Genomic DNA, 15,774 nt, shown 5'->3' with positions numbered 1-15,774 from the left:
CCGGTAACCTAGGGAGCCGTGGTCGTCGACACTCTCGCCCTGATGCCGGGTTTCCTGGAGCCGGTCAACCTGCTCAACTCGTTCGGAACCTGGACACTGGCCGGACTGCTGCTCGTCGTCTTCGTCGAGTCGGGCCTGCTCTTCCCGCTGCTGCCGGGTGACTCGCTGCTCTTCACCGCCGGACTGGTGGCGGCGGGCGGCTCGGAGGAGATTCCGCCGTTCGCGCCACTGTGGGTGCTGTTGGTCACCATCCCGATCGCGGCGATCCTCGGGGACCAGGTGGGCTTCAACATCGGCAAGCAGGGCGGCACGCGCCTGTTCAAGGAAGACGCGCGGGTCTTCAAACAGCGCTATCTCGACGAGGCCCACGAGTTCTTCGAGAAGTACGGGCCGGTGACGATCTTCCTGGCTCGCTTCGTGCCGATCGTGCGCACCTACGCCCCCCTGGTGGCCGGCGCCGCCGACATGCGTTACCGCACATTCCTGATGTGGAACGTGACCGGCGGCATCGTGTGGGGCTCGGGGCTGACCCTGCTGGGCTACCTGCTGGGCCAGATCACGTTCATCCGCGACAACGTCGACTTCATCGTCATCGCCATCGTGGTGCTCTCGATCGTCCCGATCGTGCTCGAGGTGACGCGCAGGCGGTCCCGCAACAGGAACGGCGACCCCACCTCCGAGCCCACGCCCTAGGAGCGTGCGACGCGCGACTGTTCGAGTGCCCGGATCAGGCTCGCCGCGTCCCACGGCCCCTTGTGCCGTAACCCGTTGACGAAAAACGTCGGGGTGGCGCTCAGATCCATCTCGTCGGCGTCCTCGGCGTCGTCCTCCACCCGGTGCAGCACCTTCGACGAGTGCACCCGGACATCCTGGTCGAACTGTTCGATGTCGCAGCCGGCCGCGACCGCGTAGCGATACATGTCCGACCATTCCAGGTCGTCCTGATGGGCGAACAGTTCCCGGGCCATCTCCCAGAACCTGCCCTGCAGCGCGGCCGCCTCACTGGCCCGGGCGGCGTCGAACGCACGCGGATGCGCGCGCTCGAGCGGGAAGTGCCGCCACACGTACAGCAGGTCGTCGCCGAAGTGGGCGCGCACCTCGTCGATCATGCCGGTGGCCCGGCTGCAGAACGGGCACTCGAAGTCGCCGTATTCGACCAGCGTCAGCGGCGCGTCGGGCCGGCCCCGGACGTGGTCGCGCTCGGGATCGACCGGGCGCAGCAGTTTCAGCCCGACCGGCTCCGGTGGGCTCAGCGCGTCGGTGATCCGGAAGATGGCCCACCCGAACACGAACGCGATGACCGAGGCCGCCAGCACCCCGATCCGGGCCTGATCCTGGCGTCCGGGATCGGCGATCGCGATGTCGACGATGAACAGCGAGATCGTGAAGCCGATCCCCGACAGCGCTGCACCGCCGGCGATCCGGCGCAGGGTCAGGCCGGGCGCCAGCTGACCCAGTCCGCTGCGCTGCACCAGCCAGGTGGCGCCGGTGATCCCGACGAACTTGCCCAGCACCAGGCCGGCGACGATGCCCCAGGTCAGTGGCGAGCGCAGCGCGGTGGTCAGGCTCTCCCTATTAAGCACCACACCGGCGTTGACGAGCGCGAACAGCGGCAGGATCACGAACGACACCGCCGGGCCGACCGCGGTCTGCATCCGCTCGTTGATCGAGATGGCGTCGCGCAAAGAGCGGCTGGCCGCGCGCGCGTACTGGGAGTTCGGTGACTGCCGGAACGCCCGGATCTGCTCGACGGCCCGCTCGACGGGGCGGCGTTCAGGAGTGAACACCGGGATCAGCACCGCGACGGCGACACCGGCCAGGGTGGGATGGATACCGGCCAGGAACAACGCGATCCACAGCGCCACGCCGAGGACGGCGTATGCCGGACCCCGCGCGGCCGGAAGGTAGCGCACCGCGGCGAGCGCGACGAGCAGCCCCAGCGCCACCAGCAGCGGTCCGACCTGGATGCTGTCGGAGTAGAACACCGCGATCACGATCAGCGCGCCGACGTCGTCGACGACGGCGAGGGTGAGTAGGAACAGCCGGACCCGGGCCGGGAACATCGGTTTGATGATCGCCAGCGCACCGACCAGGAACGCCGTGTCGGTGGAGATCACCACACCCCAGGCGTGGGCGTTCTCCCCGGACGGGTTGAATGCCAGAAACACCACGGCGGGCAGGATCAGCCCGGCCGCGGCGGCGATCACCGGCACCGCGGCGCGGGACCGGTCGGTGAGCTCGCCGATGGTGAATTCCCGCGTCACCTCCAGCCCGACGATGAAGAAGAAGAACGTCATCAGCGCGTCGTTGACGATGTGCTTGACCGACATCTCGACGTGGTGATCACCGAAACCGAGACCGATCTCGGTGTCCAGCAGCGCCCGGTAGCTGTCGGCCCACGGCGAATTCGCCCACAGGATCGCCAGGACGGTGAATGCCAGCATCAAGGCTGCGGCGGTGTTGTCGGTGGTCCTGGTGGCCCGGCTGCCACGGTTGAGCCGCGAGGGCAGCAGCGGGAACCCGCGCTGTGCGGCCGGTTCAGTCACTGTCACCTGCGGTCACAACATGCGCGGCTTCCAGAACCATCCATCCCGACAGTTGCACGGACAGATCCCGCTCGGGGATCTCCGACGAATTGACCGCCCCCTCCACGAACTGCGCGTCCCCGCCGCCCGCGGTGGGCAGCTCCGCCGGGCGATCCCAGAACGCCCCGAACAACGGCAGGTTCTCGGTGGCCTTGCCGGTTTGCCGGTTGTCCCACACCGCCCGCGCCGACGTGACCACGATGTCGCCCGCCGTCTTACGGGCCTCGACGTCTGCGTCGGAGTCGCCGGGCAGCGCGGTCGCCACCAAGGCCAGGTATCGCGCGAGGATGCCGTCGAACAGTCCGCCGTCCCCACCCCCGGCGCCCTTGATCACCCCGCCCGGCGCCATGTGCTCGGCCACCGCGGCCACCAGCCGGCGCACCCGTTCGGCGTGCCGCGGGTCGCTGGTGCGCACCGCCAGTTCGGTCTCGGCGCCCAGCACCACGCCCTGGCAATAGGTGTACTGGGCGCGCACCAGCGAACCCGCCTTGATGCCGTCGAACACCAGGTGGGTGTCCGGGTCGATCAGGGTCTCGTCCATCCAGTCGGCCATCTGCTGGGCACGACGCAGAGGTTCGCCCAGAGAGGAGAGGTGCCGGGCGAGGAAGATCGCCGCCGGCCCGTTGGCGGGCGCGTTGAAGAACTGGTCCTGCTTGCGCCACGGGATGCCGCCGCCGTCCTCAGGCACCCACGCGGTCAGGAACTGATCGGCGAGCTTGTCCAGCGCCTTCGGCCGGCCCACCCCGGTCAGCCTCCCGGCCCGTTCGAGGGCCAGCGCCAGCCAGGCCATGTCGTCGTAGTAATCATTGGTCCACCGGCCCAGGTTGCGCAGCCGGTGCCCGCGGATCTGACGGTTGATCGCGGTCAGTCGTTCCGGTTTGGGGTCGCGGACCTGCGCGTCGACCAGGTTGTCCAGCAGGTGCGCCTGCCACCAGTAGTGCCAGGTGCCGAACCGGCGGTGCTGTGCCGCGGGGGGCCACGCGACCACCCCGAGCTGGGTGCCCGGCAGCCCCCACAGGCGTCTGAGGTGGCGCGTCGTGATCGCGGCTTCGGCACTGGCAGCGCGGTTGGCCCACAACTGATCCATGCCGTCGATCCTGCCTCACCGAAGCCGCGCAAGCTATGAGACAAATATGTCTCACATGAGCTAGTGTTGTCGCATGCCTGCCACCCGGGACGAGTTGCTCCGCGCCGCCGCCGACTTCCTCGGCCGCCGGCCGAACGCGACCCAGGACGAGATCGCCACCGCCGTCGGCGTGAGCCGCGCGACGCTGCACCGCCACTTCGCGGGCCGGCTCGCGTTGATGACCGCGCTGGAGGAGCTCGCGATCGCCGAAATGCGCGCGGCACTTGACACGGCCCGGCTGCACGAGGGCACCGCCACCGACGCGCTGCGGAGGCTGGTGGCGGCATGCGAACCGGTTTCGCCGTATCTGGCGCTGCTCTACAGCCAGAGTCAGGAACTCGACGTCGACACCACCCTGGACATCTGGCACGACGTCGACAGCGAGATCACCGCACTGTTCGAGCGCGGGCAGCGCGCCGGCGAGTTCCGGCCGGAACTCACCGCGGCGTGGCTCACCGAGGCGTTCTACGGCCTCATCGGCAGCACCGCGTGGTCGATCCGCGCCGGCCGCGCCGCGGCCCGGGACTTCGACCGGTTCGTCATCGGCTTGCTTCTGCACGGGGTGAGCGCATGACCCGCCGCTGGGCGGCTCTCGGTGTCCTGACACTGGCCGTACTGCTGATCGGCATCGACGGCACGGTGCTCGCACTGGCGACCCCGTTCATCAGCTCCGACCTCGGCGCCACCGGCACCCAGATCCTGTGGATCGGTGACATCTACTCGTTCGTGCTCGCCGCGCTGCTCATCAGCATGGGCAGCCTCGGCGACCGGATCGGACACCGGAAGTTGCTGCTCTGCGGCGCAACGGCTTTCGCGGTCATCTCGGCCGTCACGGCGTACTCTTCGTCGCCGCAGATGCTGATCGCCACCCGAGCGCTGCTCGGGATGGCCGGCGCGACCCTGACACCGGCCACATTGGCGTTGATCCGCGGCCTGTTCCCCGATCAGCGCGAGCGCAGCATCGCCGTCGGCGTGTGGGCGTCGGCATTCTCGGCCGGCGCCGCGCTCGGACCGGTGGTGGGCGGCGTTCTGCTGGAGCACTTCTGGTGGGGATCGGTATTTCTGATCAACATCCCGGTCATGGCGGTCCTGCTCGTTGGCGGCGTGCTGCTGCTGCCCGAACACCGCAACCCCGACCCCGGTCCGTGGGATCTGCCCAGCGTCGCGCTGTCGATGGCCGGGATGCTCGGCGTGGTGTACGCGCTGAAGGAGGGCTTCACCGGGCTGGTGCACGGCATCGGAGCCGACGTGGTGATCGCCGGCCTGGCCGGCGTCGCGGCGCTCATACTGTTCGTCCGTCGTCAGTTGCGGCTTCCGGCGCCGCTGATCGACGTGCGCCTGTTCGGCAACCCACGGTTTTCCGGCGTGGTGGCCGCGAACCTGCTGTCGGTGCTCGGGCTGTCCGGCCTGGTGTTCTTCCTGTCCCAGTATTTCCAACTCGTGCACGGGTACGGCCCGTTGAAGGCGGGCCTGGCCGAACTCCCGGCCGCGGTGACGGCCACGGTGTTCGGGGTGCTTGCCGGCGTGGCCGTGCGCCACTTCTCCCACCGCGCCGTGCTGACCACCGGACTCGCCCTCGTCGGCGTGGCGATGGCCGCGCTGATGGGCACGCTGCTCATCCTCACCCCGATCGCGCCGTACCCGCCGCTGGGTGTCGCGTTGTTCGTGGTCGGCGTCGGCCTCGGACTGGCGTTCACCGTCGCCAGCGACGTGATCCTGGCCAGCGTCCCCAAGGAGCGGGCCGGCGCGGCGGCCGCGGTCTCGGAGACGGCCTACGAACTCGGCATGGCGCTGGGCATCGCGATGCTCGGCTCGATCGTCACCGCCGTGTACCGCACCGTCGCGTTCGCGCCACAGCTTGCGCCCGGGCTCGCCGAGCAGGCCCGCGACTCACTGCCCAGCGCGATCCACGCCGCCCAGGCGCTGCCCGCCGATCAGCAGGCGGTGATGCTCGACGCCGCGAAAGCATCGTTCACCCAGGGCCTTTCGGTGGCTTCCGGGGTCGGGGCCGTTCTTCTGCTCACCTCCGCGGTCGCGGTGTGGTGGCTGCTACGTCCCCGGCCGGGGGACTCACCACGCCTGGTTGAGGTCGGCGTGCTGACGGATCCAGGCGTGCATCGCGATCCCGGCGGCGACCCCCGCGTTGATACTGCGCGTGGATCCGAACTGGGCGATTGAAACCGTCAGCGGAGCACCGTCTTTCGCGTCCTCGGTGATACCCGGTCCTTCCTGCCCGAAGATGAGCAGGCAGTCCCGGGGCAGTGTCACGTCCTCGATGCGGGCCGCACCCTGGACGTTGTCGACGGCGACCACGGCCAGCCCGGCCGCAGCCGCGAAGTCGAGGAGGTCGGCGGTGGTGTCGTGGTGGCGCAGTCGCTGGTACCGGTCGGTCACCATGGCGCCGCGCCGATTCCAGCGGCGGCGGCCGACGATGTGCACGGTGTCCACCGCGAACGCGTTCGCGGTCCGCACCACCGAGCCGATGTTCGCGTCGTTGCCGAAGTTCTCGATCGCGATGTGCAGCGGGTGCCGGCGCCGATCGATATCGGCGATGATCGCTTCCCGGGTCCAATAGCGGTATGCGTCAACGACATTGCGGGTGTCACCGGTGCGCAGCAGTTCAGGGTCGAAGCGCGGGTCGTCCGGGAGTGGCCCCTGCCAGGGTCCCACCCCGGGACCCTGGCCCCATTCGGTTGGACCGGGCTGGTCAGTCATCGGTGGTCCACAGCGCCGCGCTCGTGCCGATCAGCGACACAGTGGCGTACAGCAGCGCCGCGTTGATCTCCCCCTGCGTGCACAGCGACACACCCACCTGCACGCTGTCGCGCGATGCGTCGGGCAGCACCAGCACCGACGACCCGTACACTCCGCAGGCGTGACTTAGCCCCTTGCCGGGCAGCGTCGGTGCGGTGACCACCATCATCGGACCGCCCCGCTCGGCGGAGTCGTCGCGGTAGCGCGCTGCCAGACCGCTGATCTGCAGGCCGAGCAGCATGTAGCCGTCACCCTGGAACGCCGCCGGATCCCCCAACGCCGACGGAGCCAGCATGGCGCCGTCGGCGCGGAACGCGTCGACGCTGGTGGTCTTCAACGACAGGCCGGTGTCGCTTCCGGTGGTCGGCGGCAGCCCGACCGGGAACGCGGCGGGGTAGGCGACGGTGGTGCCGGGCATGCGGTCGCGCGGCGAATACACGTATACGCCGCGCACCTGGGACTGGTCGCGCAGCGGGCCGAGGCAGACCGTCCCGGTCAGCCGGTCCGGGGTCGGCGCCGTCAGCGGTCGGATGTCGAGGCTGGTCACGTCGTCACAGCCGCCGATCGCGTTCGCCTCCAGGGGGTGGGCCAGCGCGCCATAGAGACCGAACCGGAGGTCCTCGGGCGCGGCGTGCGGTTCACCTTCCCGCGCCGGGGACGCGTCGACGTCGACGAGCACGTTCTCGGCGTCGAAGCGCAGGTTGGCCACCGACATGTTCCATCCCAGGATGGCCAGCGATTCGCCGATCGTCGCGGTGGCCGCGGAGAAGACATCGTCACGGGCCTGCGGCGCGGAGCATGACGTGACGGCAAGCAGGATCGCCGCCAGCACCGTGATTACCCGCACCGGTTCTCAGGTCCGCCCACGGCCCTTGCCCACCACTTTCGTCAACGCGCGCACCAGGTTTCGCGGAACGACCCGGCTACCGGCCGTCAGCGCCTTGTACTGGAGGCCCGGGATGATCACCACCTTGCCCTTGGCGACGTCGGCCATCGTCTCGCGCACCACGTCGTCGACCTCCAGCCACAGCAACGACGAGGTGCCCGCCATGTCGATGCCGGCGCGCTGATGGAACTCGGTGTGCACGAATCCCGGGCACACCGCGTGCACGCCCACCCCGGTGCCGCCGAGACCGTTGGCCAGCCCCTCGGAGAATGACACCACCCACGCCTTGGACGCCGAATAGGTCGAACCGCGGCCGGGCAGCAGACCGGCCACGGACGCCACGTTGAGCACGGTGCCCGAGCCGGCCGCCAGCATCGACGGCAGCGCGGCATGGGTGAGCTGCATGACGGCGGTGACATTGACGTCGAGCTGGGCCTGCAGCATCTGGTAGTCGGCGGTCCAGAATTCCCCGGAGGTGCCGAAGCCGGCGTTGTTGACCAGGACGTCGACCCCGGCCCGCAGGCGGTCGGCGACGGCGGCGCGGTCGGCGGCGTCGGCCAGATCGGCGCGCAGCACCTCGACGTGCGCGCCTGCCTCGTCGCGCAGCTCGGCGCCGAGGCGTTCCAGCCGCTCGGCGTCGCGGGCGACGAGCACGAGGTCATAGCCGTCGGCGGCGTAGCGGCGCGCGAAACCCTCACCGAGCCCGGACGTCGGTCCGGTGATCAGAGCGACGGGGCGTGGCATGCCCCAGAGGATACTTATCGCTGATAGTTCGGCGACTGCCGCCCATTACGCGGCGGCGGCGGTGGCGGTGTGCGGCGCTGCGGATCGGGCCGACCGGCCTCGGGCCGCGGCGGCCCCGCCGGGGCGGGGGTGAGCGGGCGGCTCGGCGAGCCGGTGCGGCGCGCGACAGGCTGACCGGTGGCCGCGGACGGGACCGGCGGCAGCACCCGCAGCAGGTCGTTGAACTGCCGGACCGTGCGCAGCCCCTCGTCCCACTGGGCGCGGGTACTGGTGACCGGCATGCTGATCAGCGTCCAGTTCTGCTCGTTCCACATGATCTCCGCGCAATCCGGGGCGGTGTGGGCGAACGTCACCATGCGGCGGTCACAGGCGCGGCGGGCCGCGTCGAGATTCGTGGAGTAGACCATGCGCGGACCGATCGCCCCCAGCAGCCAGATGTCGCTCTCGCGGGGCTCCTTGACGCCCTTGAGACGCATGTCGACGACGACGTTGGTGCCGACCTTGCGGTGCAGAGCGATCACGGTAGCGACGTCGTCGAGATCGAAGATGAACACCGCCTCGCCGCGGATCTGCCCGAGCACCACGTTACGGGCCGTCACGTCGCCGACGGTGGACATGACCCCACGCTTCCAGCGCTTGAGGATGTCGGTCGACTCGTGTTCGTAGTCGAAACCGTGCGACTTCGCCCACGACTTACGCCGACGACCGAGCCCGCGGCGTCGGTCCTGGTCGACGTACAGCAGAACTGCCGCACCCACGAAACAGAGTGCGGACAGCGTGAACCAAAGCGGAACCATTGCGTCAAGAGTATCCGCTCGACACGGCGCTCTCCGAATCCGAATGGGTCACAACCCGGTCACCCTTCCCGCGAAATCGCATTCCACGCGCGTCAAGTAGCGAATTCAGCGCGTGGAACGCGATTTCGGCGAGGGTCAGCCCAGCACCAGCTTGTCGCCGTCCGGGCTCACATTGACCGGCACCACGTCGCCGTCGTGCACGTCGCCCGCGAGCAGCATCTTCGCCAGCTGGTCACCGATCGCCTGCTGGATCAGCCTGCGCAGCGGGCGCGCACCGTACAGCGGGTCGAACCCGCGCTGGGCGAGCCACTGCTTGGCCGGTAGGGACACCTCGAGGGTCAGCCTGCGCTGCGCCAACCGCTTGGCGAGCTGCTGCAGCTGGATGTCGACGATCGACACCAGCTCGCCGGGCTCCAGGCCGTCGAAGACGATCACGTCGTCGAGCCGGTTGATGAACTCCGGCTTGAACGCCGAGCGCACCGCCGCCATCACCTGTTCCTCGGAGCCCCCGGCGCCCAGGTTGGACGTCAGGATCAGGATGGTGTTGCGGAAGTCCACCGTGCGGCCCTGGCCGTCGGTCAGCCTGCCCTCGTCGAGCACCTGCAACAGCACGTCGAACACGTCCGGGTGGGCCTTCTCGATCTCGTCGAACAGGATCACCGTGTACGGACGCCGCCGCACCGCCTCGGTCAGCTGACCGCCCTGGTCATAGCCGACGTAGCCGGGAGGTGCTCCGACCAGGCGGGCCACCGAGTGCTTCTCGCCATACTCGCTCATGTCGATGCGGACCATCGCGCGCTCATCGTCGAACAGGAACTCCGCCAGCGCCTTGGCTAGCTCGGTCTTGCCGACACCGGTCGGGCCGAGGAACATGAATGAGCCCGTCGGCCGGTTCGGGTCGGCGACACCGGCTCGGCTGCGCCGCACCGCGTCCGACACCGCCTGCACCGCGGCTTTCTGGCCGACGACGCGCTTACCCAGCTCGTCCTCCATGCGCAGCAGCTTGGCCGTTTCGCCTTCGAGCATCCGGCCGGCCGGGATGCCGGTCCAGGCCGACACCACATCGGCAATGTCGTCGGGGCCGACCTCCTCCTTGAGCATCACGTTCTCGCGCGCCTCGGCTTGCGGAACGGCGGCGTCGAGTTTCTTCTCGACCTCGGGGATGCGGCCGTACCGCAGCTCGGCGGCCTTGGCCAGATCGCCGTCGCGTTCGGCCCGGTCGGCCGCACCGCGCAGGTCCTCCAGCTGTTCCTTGAGCTCGCGGACGACATCGATGGCGTTCTTCTCGTTCTGCCACCTGCTGGTCAGCTCGGAGAGCTTCTCCTTCTGATCGGCCAGTTCGGAGCGCAGCTTCTCCAAACGGTCGCGCGACGCAGCATCTGATTCCTTCTCCAGCGCCATCTCCTCGATCTCGAGGCGACGGACCAGCCGCTCGACCTCGTCGATCTCGACGGGACGCGAGTCGATCTCCATGCGCAGCCGGGAGGCGGCCTCGTCGACCAGGTCGATGGCCTTGTCCGGAAGGAACCGGGCGGTGATGTAGCGGTCGCTCAGCGTGGCCGCGGAGACCAGTGCCGAGTCGGTGATCCGCACGCCGTGGTGCACCTCGTAGCGCTCCTTGAGGCCACGAAGGATGCCGACGGTGTCCTCGACCGACGGTTCGCCGACCAGCACCTGCTGGAATCGGCGTTCCAGCGCGGCGTCCTTCTCGATGTACTTGCGGTACTCATCGAGCGTGGTCGCGCCGACCAGCCGCAGCTCACCGCGGGCCAGCATCGGCTTGATCATGTTGCCGGCGTCCATCGCCGATTCACCGGTCGCGCCGGCGCCGACGATGGTGTGCAACTCGTCGATGAACGTGATGATCTGACCCGCCGAGTTCTTGATGTCGTCCAGGACGGCCTTCAGCCGTTCCTCGAACTCACCGCGGTACTTGGCGCCGGCCACCATCGAGCCCAGGTCGAGCGACACGACGGTCTTGTCGCGCAGGCTTTCCGGCACGTCGCCGGCGACGATGCGCTGGGCCAGGCCCTCCACGATCGCGGTCTTGCCGACGCCGGGTTCGCCGATGAGCACCGGGTTGTTCTTGGTACGCCGGCTCAGCACCTGCACGACGCGCCGGATCTCGGTGTCGCGGCCGATGACCGGATCGAGCTTGCCTTCCCGCGCGCGGGCGGTCAGGTCGGTGGAGTACTTCTCCAGCGCCTGATAGGTGCCCTCGGGATCGGGGCTGGTGACGCGGGCACTGCCGCGCACCTTGACGAACGCCTCCCGCAACGCCTGCGGGGACGCGCCGTGGCCGGTCAGGAGTTTCGCAACATCGGTGTCGTTGCTGGCCAGACCGACGAGCAGGTGCTCGGTGGAGACGTACTCGTCGTCCATCTCGGTGGCGAGGTTGGTCGCGGCGGTGATCGCCGCGATCGACTGAGGCGCCAGCTGCGGCTGCGAGCTCGAACCGGTGACACTGGGCAACCGGTCGAGCAGCCGTTGCGTCTCGGCGCGGACGGTCGCGGGTTCGACGCCGACGGCCTCGAGAAGTGGTGCGGCGATTCCGTCATTCTGCGTCAGCAGAGCCATCAGCAGGTGCGCGGGCGTGATCTGCGGGTTCCCCGCGGCGGTGGCCGCCTGCAGCGCCGAGGTCAGGACCGCCTGGGTCTTGGTCGTCGGGTTGAACGAGTCCACGACACCTCCCTTTCCTATATGTATGTCAGGACTGCACAGCAGGCCCCTGAAATGCTTGTCTTCCACTCCAACGCCGTCAAGGTTGAGTGTGTTCCGCTCAAGTCTGATTAGTTTTACCAGATTTTCGGCGGCGGACACGAGTGCCGTGCCCGGTGCCCGGCTCCGCAGCGGGTTAGCGTCGCCCTATGTCCGACTCCGGCTCCGGTGATTTCGAGTTCGAACGGAAGTTCTTCGTCCGCGACATGCCCGCTGTGGCCGCCTCCGATCCGACTCCCGTCCTGATCGCCCAGGCCTATCTGTTCGCTTCCGACGGCTACGCGGTGCGGGTGCGGCTGCAGGGACCAGCGCCCGCCGACCTGAGTGGAACTCCCGGGGACCTGGTGACGAGACTGGGCGACGACGCGATCGGCACCATGACGGCCAAAGGCCCTGCGGCCGGCGGCACCCGTTACGAGGCCGAGCGAGATCTCGATCCGTTGGTCGCCGGGCAGATCGTGTCCCGGGCCGAGCACGTCGTGCTCAAGGTCAGGTCGTCGGTCTGGCTCGGCGAGGACGGCTGGGTCCTCGACCGGTTCCTCGGCGGCAACGCTCCCCTGCTGCTCGCCGAGGTGGAGCGCAACGGCCCGGTGGTCGACCTGGCGATCCCGTCGTTCTGCACCACCGAGGTGTCCGAGGACGACCGGTTCCGCAACGAGTACCTGGCGCATCACCCGTTCGGCACGTGGGCGGCGGACTACCGCCGCGAGCTGAACCTGCTCGGCCCGCGGTTCGTCGACAATCTCGGGCAGAACGAATTCGAGGGCACCTGAAGCTCCCCGGCCTGCCACTGCCGCGTCAATTCCGCTCAGGCTGAGCCCAACTCTTTTCTCAAGCAAGCATCACGCGGATGCTGACGCAGCCACCACACCGTGGCGGGAGTTCGCCAGTCGCGGGCTCCGTCAACTCACCCACTGGCCGGGCCGGCAGCCCACGCGCTGCGCCCAGCCTTGCTGGGGTGATGTCACCGCGCCGAGGAGTGTCTCCGTGTTCCATCCGTCCGACCTGTCGCCAGGCATCGGCTTCGCCCTGATGCTGGGCCTGGGCGCCTTCATGTTCGTCGTCGCCTTCACCGTCCGCTCGATGGTGAGGAACACCCACGATTTCGTGATCGCCGACCGCCGTATCGGTTTCGGCTTCGGCGTCGGCTCGGTGATCGCGGTGTGGACCTGGTCGATGGCGGTGATGATGTCGTCGGCGCAGGCCTTCAGCTTCGGTACCTCCGGCCTGATCTGGTTCGTGGTGCCCAACGGCCTGGCGGTGATGGTGATGGTGCCGTTCGCGCTGCGGCTGCGGCGCCAGATGCCGGCCGGCTACACGATCGTGGAGTTCATCCGCGAACGCTTCCAGAACAAACCCGCCACGACGGTGATGCTGGTGGCGATGCTGCTCGGGCTGCTCGCCGAAATCTTCATCAACCTGTTCGGCGTGGTGTTGGTGATGGGCGTGATCTTCGGCCTCAACCCCACCGTGGTGCTCATCGTGACGCTGGCGACGGTCACTGTGTACTCCTATTTCGGCGGCCTGTGGACCTCGGCGATCACGGCGACGTTCAACACACTGCTCATCACCGTGCCCGCGGCGATCGTGGTGCTGTACGTGCTGCAGAAAGTCGGCGGGCCCGAGCTGGTGTTCCAAAAGGTCGACGAGGCAGGGGCCGACACGCTCAATGCTCTCGACGGCTCCGCCGCGGCCGCCTTCGGCATCTCGCTCGCGCTGGGCCTACTCGCGTCGACGATGGCCGACCAGACGTTCTGGCAGAAGGCGTGGGCGCTAAAGCCCGCGTCGGCCGGTCGCACCTTCGTCTGGGCCGGCATGTGGTTTTACCCGATCCCGATCGTGCTCGGCCTGCTCGGCCTGGTCGGCCTCGGGTTCGGCGTGACGCTGCAGGATCTGGGAGCCGCCGGCCCCGGCGGCATCGGGCCGTACGTGATCAGCCACCTCGGTCTGCCGATCGTGCTGATCGCCCTCTATGTCCTGATCATCCTCAACGCCTGCTACTCGTCGATCGACGGGGCGTTCTCGGCGTTGTCCTCGGTGGTCGCGGTCGACATCCTCAAGCGGGCGAAGCCGGACATCGCGCCGAAGTCATTGTTCCGCTACACCAAAGCCTCGATCCTCGTCGCCGGCGTGATCGGCGGCATCGTGGTCAGCTCCGGCATCGACTACGTGGATCTGGTCAACACCGTGTACTTCCTCAAGGCCTCGCTGATCATCCCGCTGGGGCTGGCGATCTTCTGGAAGCGCATGACCTCAACGGCGTTCGTCACCAGCCTCGTGCTGGCCATCGCCGTCGGCTACCCCGTCCGTGAGTTCGTCGGCGAACTGCCCGGAATCATCACCCTGGAGGTCATTTCACTCGTGGCTGCCGTCGGCATAAGCCTGTTGTCCCAGCAGAGATTCGACTACGAGGCGCTCACGCGGCGCGGCGAGGCGCTCACCGAGCGCGACGTGCCGACCGCTGCCCCGACGACGGAACCGGATCCGGTCCGATGAGCGCGTTCTGGATCGCCGTCGTCATCGGCGTCGCCGTCGGCGTGGTGTACGTGGCGCTGGCCGTGCAGGCGTTCTTCAGGGTGCGCCGCGATGTACTGGCCTCGGCCGAGCTAGGCGTGGCCGCCGAGATCGACACCGCCGGGCTGGAAGAGGACCACGGCACCTTTGCCTGGAAGGCGCTCGGCGCGGTGGCCGCCTCGACGGCGGTAATCGTGCTGCTCGGTGTCAGCCCCGTCTTCTGGTATCTCCCAGCAGTTCTGGCCATCGGCTCCGCCGCGGCCGTGGCCACCGCCTTCATCATCGACCGGAGAGTTCAACCGTGACCGAGAACGTCAAGAAAGCTCATCTGCTCGGGTTCGTTCAGCACGGTGTGATGAACCACGCATCGACGATGTGGGCGCACCCGCGTGACAAGGTGGGCTATCACTGGTCGCGGCCGGAGTATTGGCGCGACCTGGGCCGCACGATGGAACGCGGCTTGTTCGACGCGATGTTCATCGCCGACGAGCTGGCCCCGTACACCACCTATAAGGGCAACTCCGATCCGGTGGTGAAGTTCGCCGGCCAGTGCCCCGTGCACGAACCGGCCAGCGTGGTGCCGATCGTCGGGGCGTTCACCAAGCACCTGGGCATCGGCATCACGTTGTCGACTTCCTTTGTGCCGCCGTACATGATGGCCCGCCAGCTGTCCACGCTGGACCACCTCACCGGCGGCCGGGTGGGCTGGAACATCGTCACCTCGTACTCCAAGAGCGAGTTCCAGGCGATGGGCAAGCAGAACCTCACCCCGCGCGACAAACGCTACGAGGTGGTCGAGGAGTACATGCAGCTGCTCTATCAGCTGTGGGACTCCTGGGACGACGACGCGATCGTCTACGACCGCGAGAACGGGATCTTCGCCGACCCCGCCAAGGTCCGCGAGGTCGACTTCCAGGGCGAGTTCTTCCAGTCCAAAGGTCGCCACTTCGTGGCCCCGTCCCCGCAGAAGCGGCCCGTGCTGTGGCAGGCCGGATCCTCGGACCAGGGACGGGAATTCGCCTCCAAGCACGCCGAGTCGGTGTTCGGCATCTTCCCGACACCCAAAAGCATGCGCGCCTACGCCGACGACATCCGCACCCGCGCCGACAACCACGGCCGCGACCCGGAGTCGGTGAAACTGATCTACGGCCTGCAAACCGTCATCGACCGCGACAAATCCCGCGCCAACGACCGCTACGCCGAGTTCGTCGAAAACGTCCAGATCGAAAGCGCACTGGGAATCCTGTCCGGGCACACCGGGTTCGACTTCTCCACCCTCGGCCTGGACGACAACGTCGTCGACGCCGACGTCCAAGGCATCCGGGGCCTGTTCGACGCCATCCTCGAAGCCAAGGACGGCGCCCCGGTCACCGTGCGCGAGGCCGCCCAGATCTACGGCGTGTCCATGGGCGCACCGGTCGCGGTCGGCACGCCGGCCGATGTGGCCGACCAGATGGAGCAGTACCTCGACGACGGCGGCTGCAACGGCTTCATGATGCTGGCCACCGACACGCCGGGCTGCTTCAACGACATGACCGAACTACTGGTCCCCGAACTGCAACGACGCGGACGCTTCCGCACCCGCTACCCCGGAACCACACTGCGCGAAAGCCTCCAGGAGTATTGATTGCGCAAGGCGCATTTTCTCGC

General features: G+C 68.3%; 14 protein-coding genes. 7 read left to right on the top strand and 7 right to left on the bottom strand.

The window, feature by feature from the left end:
• Positions 1 to 42 precede the first annotated feature (42 nt).
• A complete protein-coding gene (locus KXD97_RS10475) occupies positions 43 to 693 on the top strand; it encodes a VTT domain-containing protein (protein ID WP_260757909.1) in 651 nt (216 codons plus the stop codon).
• Here the strand turns inward: KXD97_RS10475 and nhaA are convergent.
• Together nhaA and KXD97_RS10465 are read right to left on the bottom strand one after the other, a co-directional pair.
• Positions 690 to 2,552, bottom strand: coding sequence for a Na+/H+ antiporter NhaA (gene nhaA / locus KXD97_RS10470; protein WP_396884970.1), 1,863 nt, complete (start codon positions 2,550 to 2,552; stop codon positions 690 to 692). The genes KXD97_RS10475 and nhaA overlap by 4 nt on opposite strands.
• The gene (locus tag KXD97_RS10465; protein WP_260756676.1) at positions 2,539 to 3,672 is read right to left on the bottom strand and encodes a glycoside hydrolase family 76 protein; all 1,134 of its coding nucleotides are present in this window, start codon (positions 3,670 to 3,672) and stop codon (positions 2,539 to 2,541) included. Before KXD97_RS10465 ends, nhaA begins: the two co-directional genes overlap by 14 nt.
• Positions 3,673 to 3,745: 73 nt before the next feature.
• On the opposite strand from KXD97_RS10465, the gene KXD97_RS10460 reads away from it, so the two are divergent.
• Together KXD97_RS10460 and KXD97_RS10455 are read left to right on the top strand one after the other, a co-directional pair.
• Entirely contained in the window at positions 3,746 to 4,285 is a 540-nt protein-coding gene (locus KXD97_RS10460) for a TetR/AcrR family transcriptional regulator (protein WP_260756674.1), read from the top strand.
• The gene (locus KXD97_RS10455; RefSeq protein WP_260756673.1) at positions 4,282 to 5,889 is read left to right on the top strand and encodes an MFS transporter; all 1,608 of its coding nucleotides are present in this window, start codon (positions 4,282 to 4,284) and stop codon (positions 5,887 to 5,889) included. Before KXD97_RS10460 ends, KXD97_RS10455 begins: the two co-directional genes overlap by 4 nt.
• Here the strand turns inward: KXD97_RS10455 and KXD97_RS10450 are convergent.
• From KXD97_RS10450 to clpB, 5 genes are all read right to left on the bottom strand, one after another.
• Positions 5,782 to 6,426, bottom strand: coding sequence for a TrmH family RNA methyltransferase (locus KXD97_RS10450; protein WP_260756671.1), 645 nt, complete (start codon positions 6,424 to 6,426; stop codon positions 5,782 to 5,784). The genes KXD97_RS10455 and KXD97_RS10450 overlap by 108 nt on opposite strands.
• Positions 6,419 to 7,312, bottom strand: a complete 894-nt coding sequence (locus KXD97_RS10445; RefSeq protein WP_260756670.1) for a hypothetical protein — start codon at positions 7,310 to 7,312, stop codon at positions 6,419 to 6,421. Before KXD97_RS10445 ends, KXD97_RS10450 begins: the two co-directional genes overlap by 8 nt.
• 6 nt (positions 7,313 to 7,318) lie before the next feature.
• On the bottom strand, positions 7,319 to 8,095 hold the full coding sequence (locus KXD97_RS10440; RefSeq protein ID WP_260756669.1) for an SDR family oxidoreductase: 777 nt from the start codon (positions 8,093 to 8,095) through the stop codon (positions 7,319 to 7,321).
• A 14-nt stretch (positions 8,096 to 8,109) separates the two neighbouring features.
• A complete protein-coding gene (ttfA, locus tag KXD97_RS10435) occupies positions 8,110 to 8,892 on the bottom strand; it encodes a trehalose monomycolate transport factor TtfA (RefSeq protein ID WP_260756668.1) in 783 nt (260 codons plus the stop codon).
• Positions 8,893 to 9,027: 135 nt separating this feature from the next.
• Positions 9,028 to 11,574 carry an ATP-dependent chaperone ClpB gene (gene clpB, locus KXD97_RS10430; protein ID WP_260756667.1) on the bottom strand — a complete coding sequence of 849 codons (2,547 nt, stop codon included), beginning with the start codon at positions 11,572 to 11,574 and terminating at the stop codon, positions 9,028 to 9,030.
• Positions 11,575 to 11,759: 185 nt separating this feature from the next.
• On the opposite strand from clpB, the gene KXD97_RS10425 reads away from it, so the two are divergent.
• From KXD97_RS10425 to KXD97_RS10410, 4 genes are all read left to right on the top strand, one after another.
• Entirely contained in the window at positions 11,760 to 12,383 is a 624-nt protein-coding gene (locus KXD97_RS10425) for a hypothetical protein (RefSeq protein ID WP_260756665.1), read from the top strand.
• Positions 12,384 to 12,597: 214 nt separating this feature from the next.
• Entirely contained in the window at positions 12,598 to 14,106 is a 1,509-nt protein-coding gene (locus KXD97_RS10420; protein WP_260756664.1) for a sodium:solute symporter, read from the top strand.
• Positions 14,103 to 14,429 (top strand): hypothetical protein, encoded by a 327-nt coding sequence (locus tag KXD97_RS10415; RefSeq protein WP_260756663.1) that lies wholly within the window; start codon positions 14,103 to 14,105, stop codon positions 14,427 to 14,429. Before KXD97_RS10420 ends, KXD97_RS10415 begins: the two co-directional genes overlap by 4 nt.
• Positions 14,426 to 15,751, top strand: a complete 1,326-nt coding sequence (locus KXD97_RS10410; protein ID WP_260756661.1) for an LLM class flavin-dependent oxidoreductase — start codon at positions 14,426 to 14,428, stop codon at positions 15,749 to 15,751. Before KXD97_RS10415 ends, KXD97_RS10410 begins: the two co-directional genes overlap by 4 nt.
• Positions 15,752 to 15,774 lie beyond the last annotated feature (23 nt).

It is taken from the genome of Mycobacterium sp. SMC-8, from assembly GCF_025263565.1.
Classification (GTDB): Bacteria; Actinomycetota; Actinomycetes; order Mycobacteriales; family Mycobacteriaceae; genus Mycobacterium.
Note: the sequence above shows the minus strand (reverse complement) of the source record. Positions and strands in the feature narration are given on the sequence as shown.

Excerpts from the sequence above, each read along its gene's own strand:
- KXD97_RS10450 (WP_260756671.1), bottom strand. The coding sequence starts at position 6,426 with ATGACTGACCAGCCCGGTCCAACCGAATGGGGCCAGGGTCCCGGGGTG.
- ttfA (WP_260756668.1), bottom strand. The coding sequence starts at position 8,892 with ATGGTTCCGCTTTGGTTCACGCTGTCCGCACTCTGTTTCGTGGGTGCG.
- KXD97_RS10455 (WP_260756673.1), top strand. The coding sequence starts at position 4,282 with ATGACCCGCCGCTGGGCGGCTCTCGGTGTCCTGACACTGGCCGTACTG.
- KXD97_RS10465 (WP_260756676.1), bottom strand. The coding sequence starts at position 3,672 with ATGGATCAGTTGTGGGCCAACCGCGCTGCCAGTGCCGAAGCCGCGATC.
- KXD97_RS10460 (WP_260756674.1), top strand. The coding sequence starts at position 3,746 with ATGCCTGCCACCCGGGACGAGTTGCTCCGCGCCGCCGCCGACTTCCTC.
- KXD97_RS10440 (WP_260756669.1), bottom strand. The coding sequence starts at position 8,095 with ATGCCACGCCCCGTCGCTCTGATCACCGGACCGACGTCCGGGCTCGGT.
- KXD97_RS10425 (WP_260756665.1), top strand. The coding sequence starts at position 11,760 with ATGTCCGACTCCGGCTCCGGTGATTTCGAGTTCGAACGGAAGTTCTTC.
- KXD97_RS10475 (WP_260757909.1), top strand. The coding sequence starts at position 43 with ATGCCGGGTTTCCTGGAGCCGGTCAACCTGCTCAACTCGTTCGGAACC.
- KXD97_RS10415 (WP_260756663.1), top strand. The coding sequence starts at position 14,103 with ATGAGCGCGTTCTGGATCGCCGTCGTCATCGGCGTCGCCGTCGGCGTG.